10 protein-coding genes are annotated in these 13,722 nt (G+C 39.8%); 6 read left to right on the forward strand and 4 right to left on the reverse strand.

The window, feature by feature from the left end; genetic code table 11:
• Positions 1-34: 34 nt before the first annotated feature.
• On the forward strand, positions 35-1,108 hold the full coding sequence (locus Q0954_RS06235; protein WP_299455039.1) for a 3-oxoacyl-ACP synthase III family protein: 1,074 nt from the start codon (positions 35-37) through the stop codon (positions 1,106-1,108).
• Positions 1,109-1,219: 111 nt separating this feature from the next.
• Here Q0954_RS06235 and Q0954_RS06240 read toward each other — a convergent pair whose 3' ends face one another.
• On the reverse strand, positions 1,220-1,585 hold the full coding sequence (locus tag Q0954_RS06240) for a hypothetical protein (protein ID WP_299455042.1): 366 nt from the start codon (positions 1,583-1,585) through the stop codon (positions 1,220-1,222).
• 407 nt (positions 1,586-1,992) lie between these two features.
• On the opposite strand from Q0954_RS06240, the gene Q0954_RS06245 reads away from it, so the two are divergent.
• The 4 genes from Q0954_RS06245 to dnaA all read left to right on the forward strand — a co-directional run bounded on the left by Q0954_RS06245 (position 1,993) and on the right by dnaA (position 9,745).
• Positions 1,993-3,567 (forward strand): mechanosensitive ion channel family protein, encoded by a 1,575-nt coding sequence (locus Q0954_RS06245; protein ID WP_299455045.1) that lies wholly within the window; start codon positions 1,993-1,995, stop codon positions 3,565-3,567.
• Between the two features lie 640 nt (positions 3,568-4,207).
• Positions 4,208-6,637: a TonB-dependent receptor gene (locus Q0954_RS06250; protein ID WP_299455047.1), complete on the forward strand. Its 2,430-nt coding sequence runs from the start codon at positions 4,208-4,210 to the stop codon at positions 6,635-6,637.
• Positions 6,638-6,797: 160 nt separating this feature from the next.
• A complete protein-coding gene (locus Q0954_RS06255; RefSeq protein ID WP_299455050.1) occupies positions 6,798-7,913 on the forward strand; it encodes an acyl-CoA desaturase in 1,116 nt (371 codons plus the stop codon).
• A 350-nt stretch (positions 7,914-8,263) separates the two neighbouring features.
• Positions 8,264-9,745 carry a chromosomal replication initiator protein DnaA gene (dnaA, locus tag Q0954_RS06260; protein WP_299455052.1) on the forward strand — a complete coding sequence of 494 codons (1,482 nt, stop codon included), beginning with the start codon at positions 8,264-8,266 and terminating at the stop codon, positions 9,743-9,745.
• Between the two features lie 487 nt (positions 9,746-10,232).
• Here the strand turns inward: dnaA and Q0954_RS06265 are convergent, their stop codons facing one another.
• The 3 genes from Q0954_RS06265 to Q0954_RS06275 form a co-directional block, all read right to left on the reverse strand.
• Positions 10,233-10,520, reverse strand: coding sequence for a hypothetical protein (locus tag Q0954_RS06265; protein ID WP_299455055.1), 288 nt, complete (start codon positions 10,518-10,520; stop codon positions 10,233-10,235).
• Between the two features lie 428 nt (positions 10,521-10,948).
• Entirely contained in the window at positions 10,949-11,170 is a 222-nt protein-coding gene (locus Q0954_RS06270) for a hypothetical protein (protein WP_299455058.1), read from the reverse strand.
• 139 nt (positions 11,171-11,309) lie between these two features.
• Positions 11,310-12,428, reverse strand: a complete 1,119-nt coding sequence (locus Q0954_RS06275; protein ID WP_299455060.1) for a hypothetical protein — start codon at positions 12,426-12,428, stop codon at positions 11,310-11,312.
• Between the two features lie 262 nt (positions 12,429-12,690).
• Here Q0954_RS06275 and Q0954_RS06280 point away from each other — a divergent pair, with 262 nt between their 5' ends.
• On the forward strand, positions 12,691-13,710 hold the full coding sequence (locus Q0954_RS06280) for a hypothetical protein (protein WP_299455062.1): 1,020 nt from the start codon (positions 12,691-12,693) through the stop codon (positions 13,708-13,710).
• Positions 13,711-13,722 lie beyond the last annotated feature (12 nt).

Genomic DNA, 13,722 nt, shown 5'->3' on the forward strand with positions numbered 1-13,722 from the left:
TAAAATAAAGATAGCCAACTAAAAAACGAAGGCAATGTATACTAACTCCGTAATTACAGGCACGGGAGCCTACCTCCCGAAAACCGAAGTACCGGGCAGTTATTTTCACCAAAATACTTTTTATCGAAAAAACGGGGAACCCATAGAAAAACCCAGCGAAGCTGTAGCTGATAAGGTAGAAGAAATTTCGGGCATCCGTGAGCGACGGTATATAGAAGAGCACCACCATACCGCACACATGGCTGCTTTGGCAGCTCAAAATGCAATTGTGTCAGCGGGCATAGATAAAGAGCAACTAGACACCATTATAGTAGCTCATAACTTTGGTAATCTGGTAGACCAAAGTCAAGGCTCACACCTGATTCCTAACCTTGCAGCCTTAGTAAAACACCATTTACAAATAAAAAACCAACGCTGTGCCGCATTTGACTTATTGTTTGGTTGCCCTGGTTGGGTACAGGCAGTCATACAAGCCCACCAGTCTATTGCCTGTGGCGACGCCCAGCATGTATTGGTCATAGGTGCCGAAGCAATGTCAAGGGTGCTTGATCCACACGACCCCGACTCTATGTTATTTGGTGATGGTGCTGGTGCAGTAGTAGTGAGTGGGTTTCAAGAAGAACAACCACGTGGAGTGCTTGCCAATAAAACATTTTCGCACTGCGAAGAAGAAGTCAATTACCTAAAAATGGGAGCGTCTACCAACCCCGACCTTGACAAAGGCTTATATGTAAAGATGCAAGGCAAAAAAGTATACCGCTATGCGGTAGAAAATATGCCCGAACTGATTCACGAATGTCTGGAAAAAGCAGATGTGCCACTGGAAAATATCTCTAAGTTTTTGTTGCACCAGGCAAACGAAAAAATGTTGAAGGCAATATTCGAGAAAACCCTCAATGGGGCAGAAGATGCGGCAAACAGATTCTGTAAACAAGTACCCGTCATTTTGCAAAACATAGGCAATTCTTCGGTGGCCACTATTCCTACTTTGCTCGATGTAATGCTCAAGGGCAAACTTCCTGAGCATACTGTAGACAAGAACGATGTAGTAGTCATGGCATCGGTAGGGGCAGGTATGCACACCAATTGTCTGGTATACAGGTTTTGAAGACAGGTAAACGGTGAGCAAGTAGCACTTAAAACCTGTTTTGCAGCAAGTTGCTCACTGTTTTTTACAATTGTATACCTCAAACCACTTACACACTAAAAGCATTGCAACTCAAGTTTTAAAAAACTCAAACTCGATCAACTCTTCCACTGTTACTATTCTTTGCCTTATTTTGTCTCCATCTTTAGTCGACTTACCTATGAGCCTGAGCCCCACCACTTTATTTTCAGGGGTAATGTAGGGCATTTTTTTTTGCCAACCTTTCGGCATAGCCTCTAGCGCCATGTAGGGTTTTACTTCTTCTATCTTAAACAACTCAGTAGACTTGATGTCATCGCGGCTAAAGCAGTATTTACCTATCAGCAATTCGCTGAGGGTTTCTAAAACAGTGGTAGTAATCATAGGCAACATTATTGGTGAGCAAAATACAACCACGGCAATATACCAATAGTCCATAGCATTTAGTCCGTAGTCCATAGCGGATTCGAGTAAATGTTTACCCTATTAATCATTGTAAATCAATGGCGTATATTAAATTTGTGTACTTGCTTTATTTTTCAAAGGGTTTCAGTTTTACGCCTAAACACGTAATTAAATAGTTTTTAAACTTATAACCATTTGATAACCGAGCCTCTGGTGAGCTCACCGAAGGTAATCAGCAATCAACTTTGACTAAAATCACTGCGTAGTATTGATATACACAACCCAACTGATATTTGCCAAGCAGCAAGCTGGCTTAGGATTTTTTGTTGGGTAGGTTCCCTCCTCCGAAAAACCCAAGTAACTCAAACAAATTAGACATCAAATTAGGGGGTTTTAGTATAATTTATTAAAATTACCCCTTTGAAAATCAAGGATTAATCTTACATACCCAAACTCAACCTATGGAGTTAAGTACTTTTTATTCACTTTTGATGGTAGCGGGCTTTTATGCCATGGTAGTAGTCATTTTATATATCATGTGGAGCATTGCCCAAAAGTTAAAGGTACCCCAAAAAAGCAAACGCATTGTATTTTTATTTTTTATATTATTAGGATTAGCAGTTGCCTCACCCCTGCGCGAGATGTGGTTCACATTGTTTCGCAATATGAACATTTACCCAGCCCATGCCGGAAAATTAATTGAAAGTAGTTTTGGCATGTTTCCTTGGCTTACTGGCGCCTACCTTGTCAATAGTTTGCTCAATTATTTTTTGTGGAATGGAGCCCTGGTAAATGAAGATGGAGAACGCATAGTACCCTTGTTGCTTATCCACCTGGTGTCAGGGTTGGTATTTTTTCTGGCTTGCTTTGGCATAGTAGTATTTGTATATGATGTCAATATTTACCTTTGGCTGGCTACTTCAGGCTTTGCCGGAAGCGTGGCTGTTTATCTGGGCAAAACACCTATTAATAAAGCGTTTACCGCACTTTCGCTCAACCTAAACCGTCAAATCCGCAAAGGTGATTTTATCAAACTTGAAGAATATTCGGGTTTTGTCCAGGAGATTGGTTGGAAGTCGATCAAACTACTTACCCTGGAAGCCAACCAACTGACCATTCCTAATACTACTTTGGTAGAATCCAACGTCATCAATTATTCGCGTCCTTCCAAGATCAAAACTGTGACAATGCAAGTCCTAATCACGGGCAATGTGTCGCCTCATGAAGTAGAAAAACTAATGATTCGTTCAGCGCTTGATTCCGACTGGGTATTGCGTGACCCTGCCCCATTGATTACCCTCAATAACTTTTCGCAAACGAGTGCTACTTATACTATAGAAGTGTCTACCGATTACGACATCATGGAACATGTCAAAAGCCAGGTGTTGTCGTCAGTATGGCATATGTTGCGTCGCAAAGGGCTCTACCCTATGCCTGACAAAGGTACAATTCACGATCCTGTAGACAAAGCCATTCAATTGATGAACAGTGTAGAAGTGCTCGAACCTTTTACCGAAGAGGAAGACCTTGAGATAGCCAAAAAAGCCAAGTGGCAACGTTACGGACCTCCCGAACGCATTGTAATTGAAGGCGAAAAAGATAACTCACTTTACTTGGTTGCCGAAGGACGACTAGAAGTATTGGTAAGACAACAGGATGGCAAAAACCTCAAAGTAGCTGAACTGGGCAAAGGCTCGTTTTTTGGTGAGCGTGCCTTGCTTACTGGTGAAGAAAGAAAAGCCACCGTAAGGGCTTTGACGGACGTATTACTATGTGAAATAAGCAAAGACATTATCAAACCATTGCTCGATGATCGTCAAAATATATTAAGTCAAATGAGTAAAATACTGGCAAAACGTGAGATAGAAAATATCAAAAAATCGCGTGAATATGCCCAAGAGGTGGAAGAAAAAGAAAAAGATACTGTCGCACGTCGCTTGCTTGATCTTATGAAGAACTTTTTTAAAAATGACAATGTGGATGATGATGATGACGATGATTTAGACAAAGATGCTCATAAGAAAATGACGATTTAAAAAGTGAACCCTTTTTATTGGTAAAACGATAACGCAAAGCGTATGTGGCTGTTAGCACGCGAAGCGAAACTAAAAATACTTGCACACCAACTATTACATTTGCAAAAATGATAGTAGTATGTATATTAAACCAAGGATCAAAAAAACAGCTAAAAACTACCAACTACTGACTTTTAACTACGCTTTTTGTAAGTTACTGAAAATCAATGTGATACAAAAAGTGTAGATACTTGTGGAACAGGGTATATCTAGAACCTTGCACCTAGTCCCTAGAACCTTGTCAGGGCTTTTGACTCCCGACTGTATGACCCGTTTCTTTGAATTTATTGTTTCCCGTCGGGCAGAGATTCTCAATCAAACCCTTGAGCACATCTAACTTACCTTGGTATTGTTGGCAGTAACTACTGCATTAGGTTTGTTTTTGGGTACATTACTTAGCCATTATCGTCAAGCTTCAAACAGTGTATTAAGAGCTTTAGGAATTATTCCAATTAGCTGCTTTGGCTCACCTTTGAGTTTTAATAACACCTACACAATAAGCATACATAAGCAACAAGCCCATTTGCTGGGTCTGAAAACTATCAGTGATTTTAATGCTTATTTGAAAAACAATACAAAGTAGGTGACCTTCATAAAATTTATGATTAATTTTGTTGATCTAAATGACAACACCAAAATAATTACTTTGAAAAATTTTGTATACACATTTTTATACTTTACCCTTCTTTGCTGCTTTGCATTGCCTGCCTATACCCAAAGTCCCAAAGCCCAACTTCAGGGAAAAATAACCAATACTGACGGTACGCCTTTGTCTTATGCCAGCATTGCCATTCTCAATACCCAAACCGGTACTTATGCCGACTCTTTAGGCAATTATAGATTTTTGGTGCCTGCCAATCAAGACTTTGTCTGTATTGCTCAGTTTGTGGGTTATGTACCCAAAAAAATTCCTTTGAGGCTTACCAAAAACCAGGTGTTTACCCTCAACATTCGCCTTAAGACTGATTCTTCTAACCTTAAAGAAGTCACCGTGAAAGGAAGTAAATTGCCGTCTGAGCGTGTTTCTATTTTTACCATTCCACCCAAAACCATCAAAACGTTGCCTACTCCCTTTGGCGAGTTTAACAAAATACTGGCCACTTTGCCCGGCGTAGTAACCAACAGCGAATTATCGTCATCTTACTCGGTGCGAGGAGGCAACTTTGACGAAAACCTGGTGTATGTAAACAACATAGAAGTGTACCGCCCTTTTTTGGTGCGGGCAGGACAACAAGAGGGTTTGAGTTTTATTAACCCCGACTTGGTGCAAAAAGTAGAGTTTTCGGCAGGAGGCTGGGAAGCCAAGTATGGAGATAAAATGTCGTCAGCTTTAGTTATTGACTACAAAAAACCTACAAAATGGGGCGGTTCGGTGAGTTGGGGGTTATTGGGGGGCACTGCCCATATAGAGGGGGTGGCTGCCCGTAAAAAACTTTCGTTTGTAGCAGGAGTACGCCATAAAAACTCTCAGTACTTGCTCAACACTTTACCCACTTCAGGAGAGTATTTGCCCCGTTTTACTGATGTACAAGCTTTGTTTCGTTACCAGTTTTCTAAAAATACCTCGCTGGAATGGCTTACGGCTTACGCCAAAAATAATTACCTGGTGCGTCCTGCCGCCCGCCAAACAACTTTTGGAACCTTAGATACCCCTTTTCGGTTGCTGGTAGCTTTCGACGGACAAGAAACCATGCAATATGCGCTGTTTCAAAGTGCCCTGAAGCTTACCCATTATTTTAACAAAAGACTACGCACCGAGTGGTTGGTGTCTGGAATGAACACCCGCGAACGAGAGTTTGTAGACGTAGAAGGTGGGTATCGTTTATGTGACATTGTACCCGACCCTACCACCAATACTAATCGTTGTGTAGCCGAAAGATCAATTGGTACAATTTATGAAAATGCCCGCAACCGTTTGCAGGCAACCATTATAAGTGTGGCAAGTCGCAATAGCTGGAACATTGACGATAATCATTTTGTAGAGTTTGGTGGGCGTTACAACGCCGAAAACATCAACGATGTGCTCGAAGAATATAGTTTTATCGACTCCGCAGGATTTACCAGCCTCAATCAGGCCATTAATAACAAATTAGCGCTCAGGTCGCACCGTTTTTCGGGGTATGTACAACATAGTTTCAACATCAAAGACTTGCACACTATTAATTATGGAGTAAGGGTAGGCTATTGGAACATTAATCAAGAGTGGATAGTAAGCCCTCGCTTTCAGTACGCATTTACTCCTGATTGGCGTCAACCTACAGTGTTTAAGTTATCGGCGGGAGTATACCAACAGCCCCCTTTTTATCGGGAGCTACGCGACCGGGAAGGCAACCTGAATCTTGACCTCAAAGCCCAACAATCGTTGCACTTGATAGGAGGAATAGAACGGGGTTTTCAAATAGGTGAACGTAGTTTTAAATGGACGGCAGAGGTGTATTATAAGTATATTCAGAATGTTATCCCTTATGATATTGACAATGTCCGAATCAGGTATTTTGCCAAAAACAATGCTACAGCTTTTGCCACTGGCTTAGATCTACGCATTAGCGGAGATTTTGTAAAAGGCGCTGAGTCCTGGTTTAGCCTGGGGCTAATGAATGTACGCGAAGATGTAGAAGGCGATGGAGTGGGTTATATCAGACGTCCTACTGACCAAAGGTTAACTTTTGCCGCATATTTTGAGGATCATTTACCCAATAATCCTACCTTTAGGGCGTATGTAAACATGGTATATGGCACTGGTTTGCCTTTTGGTCCTCCAAACAATGACAAATTTCGATCGGCGCTCAATGGGCGTGCCTATCGACGCATAGATATTGGGTTTTCGAAAGTGGTATCGTTTGATAACATACAAATAGGCAATGCCAGGGTATTAAAGTCTCTCTGGATTGGTTTAGAAATTTTAAATATATTGGCCACCGAAAATACAATCTCTTATAATTGGATTACCGATACCAATCGCATGCAGTACGCTATACCTAATACTTTGTCTACCAGATTTATAAATTTCAGGTTGATTGGGAATTTTTAGGGATAAGGTTTACTTTAGTTCAAACAAACAGGTTAACCACCCCGTTTGGCTAAGGCATTGAACAAAATACAACTTACAAGTAGCCCAAAATGATGCACGTATTATTCAGTCATTTGTTTTGAGTTGCTCATCATCATTTTTTTAATTAAACAACTAGGGAATGAAACTATCTTTTAATAACACGGCACAGATAGAGTTTGTCAAAGAATTGCGACGCAGAGTAGACGACTATTTTGTTACGAACAATCGATCGAAGTATGCCAATGGAAAGATGATTTTTAAAACCTTATTTTTCTTGACTACCTGGATCGGCTCTTACCTTATGCTGGTTTTAGGAAACAATACTTTTGAAACCAACATATTTTTTTGGATTACACTGGGCTTTTCCATTGCTTTTATTTGTGTCAATGTAGGGCACGACGCTATTCACGGGGCTTACTCGTCTAAAAAATGGGTGAACCAATTATTATCTCATACCTTTAACTTTAATGGAGCAAGCGCCTACATGTGGACAAAGATGCACAATGCGGCTCACCATACTTACACCAATGTAGATGGGTATGACGAAGATATAGAGTCGGTGCCCATTATCAGATTATCGCCTACTCAAAAGCTACGAAAAATTCACCGCTACCAATACATTTACATTATTCCGTTTTATGGGCTTGCTACCCTCTCTTGGGTGTTGATTAAAGATTATGTAAAGTTTTTTAAAAATGAAGTAGGAAACTTTAATGGGGCAAATCATCCTCGTAAAGAGTATTTTTACTTGTTTTTTTACAAGCTTATCAATTATTTCTTCTTTTTGGCGGTTCCTTTAATGGTAATGAAAGATTCGGTTGGGTTAATCATTGCCGGATTTCTGATTATGCACTTTTTTGCCGGAATGACCCTGGCACTTATTTTTATGTTGGCACACGTAGTAGAACAAACCCACTTTCCAGAACCTTCGGTAGAAGGCAGTCTTGAAAACTCCTGGGCTGTACACCAATTGTACACTACGGCAAATTTCTCGAAAGGAAGTGAATTGGCTTTGTTTTTAACCGGAGGACTCAATCTTCAGGTAGAGCATCACCTTTTTCCCAATATCTGCAGCATCCATTACAAAGAACTGTCGCCCATAGTAGAACAAACTGCACGCGAGTTTGGATTACCATATTTGCAAAATAAAACATTCTTTAGTGCGCTTGTTTCACATGTACGTTTCCTTAAAAAAATGGGACAATCAGAAGAATACACGCCTTTAGAGTATGCAATCGGCGAAACCGCCAAATAGTATTTGTTAGCAAACAAGCTATTTCAGTACATTTTTCATTAATAAACATTTGTCAGGTTTGTTTGCTAACTTCTCATTTTCGTATATTTGTAAGCCCAAGGCATATTTATATGCTCCTGCATTTGCTATATACAATGCTTAGGTTTTGGGGGTTGATTTGGAATAAACAACAACCAACTTTCGTTAAAACCTTGAGGCATTTCAACAAACACAGGCTACACAAAACCTTGCCCCTCAATGTAAACCTTCTGGTTGGTTAAAAATTTAAGTAAATACTACTTTAAATTTTTCATTTATATATTTTTTCACTACTTTATTAACCCTAAACGGGGTCAGGAATATACTTTTTAATGGAAAACGATTCTATTTCGGTGCAAAAAGATTGTTATACTGTATGGGAAAATTGTCTAAAGGTAATTCGTACTCAGATTGCTGAGCAAACATATACTACCTGGTTTGACCCCATAAAACCACTGAAACTGGTAGACAAGGTATTAACTATTCAGGTTCCCAGTCGTTTTTTTTATGAGTGGTTAGAGGAGCACTATGTACATTTGCTCCGCAAAGCAATTGATGCATCATTAGGCACAGAAGGACGACTTGAGTACACTATTATCATGGAGAAACAGGAAAAGCCTTACCTGCCCAATCATAACTCTCCACAGTTTGTCCAAAACAACGACAGCCATACAAAGCCGCAAAATAGCGCGCCTGCACAACAAAAAAACTACAGTAATAACAATTACAACAACGTAAACAACTCATCGAATACACCCAAAAAAACATCTCAGTTTAATCAAACCTTTCAGATAAACCCCCGATATACTTTTGAGAGTTTTATAGAAGGCGACTGTAACCGTTTGGCACGTTCGGCAGGGTTGGCAGTAGCCCAAAAGCCTGGAGTTACTTCGTTCAATCCTTTAATGCTATATGGCGGAGTAGGTTTGGGCAAAACCCACCTTGTACAAGCCATTGGCAACTATGTACAGGAAAACGGGCAAAAAAAGATACTCTACGTGTCGTCCGACCGTTTTACCAATCAATTTATAGAAGCCCTGAAAAACAATGACTTGCAAAGTTTTACTGATTATTATATGCAAGCCGACGTGTTGGCCATAGATGATGTACAGTTTCTGTCGGGCAAAGAAAAAACCCAGGAAATCTTCTTTAATATTTTTAATCACTTACACCAGTCGGGCAAACAAATTATTATGACGAGCGATTGCCCCCCCAAAGAACTGAAAGGCTTGCAAGAACGCTTACTTTCCCGTTTTAAATGGGGACTTACTGCCGACTTGAAGCAACCCGACCTGGAGACTCGCATTGCCATTATTCATAAAATATTGCAAAGCGAAGACAACAAAAATATTGAGATTTCGGGCAAAGTAGTAGAATACCTCGCCCATAGCATAGACAGCAACGTGCGTGAGCTCGAAGGTGCCATTGTATCCATCATAGCCAAGGCATCGCTCAATCAAAGTCCAATTACTATGGAGCTTGCCAAACAAACTGTGCAACAGATTGTGCAGCCAGTAGATAGCAGCGAGATAAACATAGACGAGGTACAAAAGTATGTGGGAGATTATTTTGGCGTAAGTGTAGAGATGCTCAAGTCAAAAACCCGCAAAAAAGAAATTGTGATTGCCCGGCAAATTGCCATGTATTTTGCTAAAGAATATACCGGTTTTTCGCTCAAATCTATAGGGTATCATTTTGGGGGGCGCGACCATAGCACGGTGATTCATGCGATACAGACCGTGAACGACATGATGTCGGAAAAAAAAGAACTCAAAATGTATATAGACGATCTCAGGAAAAAGTTTAGTAAATAGTATTGTGCCCACAGCAACAAAAAACCATTTACCTTTAGTGCCGTTGAGCACCAAAAGTAAATGGTTTTTCTTCATCTACAGGTTTTACAACTTGTGACCGTTAAAACCAATCTAATATAAAAATCAGTAGCCATTTATGGAACACTTGCCGCTTAGAGCTTGTTTAAATTTTCGGTTATAGGAGGTTTTACGATGAGTTTTTGGATTAGATGCGCCAGATTTTGAAGAACCGATGGCTAGAGCTATGCTCTGCCGAGTTTATAAATCCCGAACTTGTTTCGGGGCTCTGCCAACGGCTAAATATGGCAAAATATAATCAGAAAAATCGCGTAAAATACCTAATCATTGAACCGAGCCGAAGGCGAGCTCTGCCTTTTGGCTAATTTTAAACAAGCTCTTATAGCACCAATATGCAGTGGTATCTAAATACTTGCTTCTTTAGGAGCTACTGATGTTATTCATCACTTTTTTAGCGTATATAAAAAAACTACACTACCTTCTTACGGTCAAACGCCAATGTGCTGGGAACTTGAGGCTTGATGGGGGCTATATTATTCTTATTTTCTTTCGAATCTTTAGATTGCACATAGGCTTTAAAAGCCCCCAAGACATTCATATCGCCATAGTCATAGTTACACTCTTGGGCAGTAGTTTTCAAAATCGCCAATATGTCAGTGTATGCCGATTGAGCGCCCATATTTCTGGTAAAATAGGCTTGTACTCTTTGGTGCAACAATGCATAAAATCCTTCTTGTGTTCTTTGTTGAATATCCATAATGATCCTTATTAATTAAAGTTGTCAAGCTACAGGCTTCAAGCAATTTGAAACATTTTACTTGTCGCCTGGAGCCAGAACTAAGATTAAAAATAACTTTGATGTCGTTAAGAAATAAACCTTCTTAACTTATTTCTCCTCAATAATGTTTGGTGTATTGTAAACTAAGGAATGGTACCAAAATAAATACGCATTCTTAACCTCATCTTTTGAGGCTATACTTTGTTAAAAAATAGCCGAATAGCGCTGCTATTAGCCAACCTTCCCTCAAGCTCGCTCAATATCCACTGGATATTGCCGTGCCGTGTCTAGCAACAAAATATTTTAGCGTTACTATAGAAATTTATTTTTACACCATTCCTAAGTTACTCATGTCAAACAATAAGTCAACTCATTTACAATGTATTTAACTTTGTGCTTTATTCCCCTCAGACGACCTCTTCTTCAGGGATCATTTCGGGTACCTCTTTGGCTTGTTTTACCTCAGCTTTTGTAACATCCTGTGATGTTACTTTACTTTTACTTTTTTTGTTTTTATCATAATACCTGATCGTTAGCAAAAGGACTACCGAGGCAAGTACAATGAGTATGGCGGGAAGGAAAGCCTGAAACATCTCTCCTTCGGTTAATTTAAATGCTAAATTGGTCATTGTATAGTGTCGTTTAAGGTTGAGTTAATTATTTTAAAATACTCACTCATCATTAAAGCATAAGATTGAGTGAATAATAAGTGAGGGGATAAGTCAATCTATACTTGTGACTTATCGTTTGAAGTCATTCAGAAAGTCGTTAATACTTGTTTTTACGCGAATTGAAGCCAAACGATATACCCAGTCGTATACCCTCTCTGTGGGGCACCACATAGGCATTTACCGGAATATTGAGCTTACCTGAGCGCAAAGTTTTGCCAAAAGCAAATACAAACCCGGTATTGATTTGATACTCTCCACGACTGTCTAAACGGGTGACAATGTTTTGGGTAATTTGAGTTCGGTCATCCGTGTCATTGAGCTTTACCCAAGCACCGTTTTGGTAATACCCTTCTGCCTGTTGTGTAAAACTAATCGTAGGACCAAAAGCAAACTCCCATCCGCTTTTGTTGCTTCGCAGCCCATTTAATATAGTCAAGCTTGGAATAAACAAGCCTTGGTCAATACCCGTGACCATTGGAATAAATTCTACCAATGCCTGAAAGTTACCTTCGTTGAGGTACTTGGTTTCGAACTGGTAGCCAAACTGAAACATGAGTGGGATGGCATCGTAGCCTCCTTCGTATTCGGGTTGTGCCAATTGATTGGCAAGGTCTCCGGTAAACATAGTAAAACCCATGCGTGGACCTCCCAGTTTTAGCATATCGGCAGCGGGTGTATTGATGGCGTTTTCCATTTTATTGCGCTCGCTCAATGATGCTACCACTTCTTTGTTGTTGGGCAACCCAAAAAGTTTACGTATCGAGAGGGTCACCATTGTCTTAAGGTGTTCAGGCAAGTATAGAAACTCTTTGATTTCTACTTTTTCTACGGATTTACTCTTTACATCTATTAACCGTAAAGTAATGGTAATGGTTTTCTGAAAGCGTTCGATGCTTCCAGTCAGCATTTTATCAGAGCTGATTACTTTTGCCACATCCAGCAAACAAATTTTACCATAGCAATTATCTATTTTCAATCCATGCTTGTTGATGAGGTACATTACATCGTATTTGTCGAGCACCTCATATTTAGCTATTTTGGCTAATTCGCGCCTCACCATATCACCCGCTTGTTTGGGCGACAAGTGCAAGCCCTCAACTGCAATGTTCAAAACAGTAAGTTTTGGTAGTGGAGTTTGTGCTTTTGCCACGGTACTCATTATACCCAAGGTTGCCAATACCCATACAAACATTCGTATTATTGTTCCTTTTTTCATAATGCTTGTTTATGTTAAATTTTAACAATACAAAGATACACTATGATACGGCGGGACTGAAACGGCTATTTACCATACAATATTACGAACAAAATGCAATTTACCAAATAATACTCAAGCACCCTATAGGTTAATAAAGAATTTGCACTTTTTGCAAAGTTTATTCGTGGATTATTATAAATTGCAATATATACTAGGACTATTTTTGGCTATTTCCTTTTTTTTGGAGCTATACAGGAACATCTATTCTTACTCAAACAATATGTCATCAAAAAGTAATCATGTAATTCAACAACGTTTTTTACAGAAGTTGAAAGCAATCATTCCATCGAACTATTCGCTGGTGGATGAGTTGGCAGATTTGCTCCAGATAAGTACAGATAGCGCATACCGCAGAATACGGGGAGAAACTGCCGTGAGCATGGATGAAGTAGTAAGGCTTTGTCAACATTATAAAATACCTCTGGGTTTGTTGGGTGCCGATCAAACCGATGGAGTTACCTTTAACTATAAACTGGTAAGCGACCATACCGAAAGTTTTAAGGAGTATTTGACTAAGTTGCTTGCTGATTTACAGAAAATAAGAAGTGCCCACCCTAAGCAGGTCATTTACGCTGCAGCGGATGTTCCGCTCTTTCATCACTTTAATTATCCCGAACAAGCTGCTTTTAAGTTTTTTTACTGGCTCAACTCTGTGTCTAACTTGCCAACGCTTGAGGGCAAGTCTTTTACCCCTTCTGTTATTCCCGCAGAGCTGATAGCACTGGGCAAGCAGGTGTATGATGTATATTGCGACATTCCCTCTATAGAGATATGGACCGAAGAGTCTGCCAACAGTACCATCAAGCAGATAGACTACTATTGGGAGGCAGGTTTGTTTGAACAACAAGCTGATGCTGTATTGGTGGTAGAACAACTCGCCGAAATGCTCCACAGTATTCAGACAATGGCAAAACAGCGTAACAAAAACTTGGCAAACCCTGCAAATAGCAAGAAGAATGAAAAAGAAAACTTTTTGCTCTATCACAGCGAAATTCAAATAGGCAACAACAATATATTGGTACAGGTGGGTAGCACCAAAGTAAATTATTTGCGCCACCAAACATTTAATTATATGTATACTACCAACACCCGGTTTTGCAACGAAACCGAAGCTTGGATGGCCAATCTTATTAGTAAATCTATTTTGATAAGTGGGGTTTCAGAAAAACAACGTTATCAGTTTTTTAAGGGCATACAAAAAAATGTAGCAAAACTGCTGACGAAGGTAAAAGAAGGGTAATTTATAACCTGT

This window comes from uncultured Microscilla sp. (genome assembly GCF_947493425.1).
GTDB lineage: Bacteria > Bacteroidota > Bacteroidia > Cytophagales > Microscillaceae > Microscilla.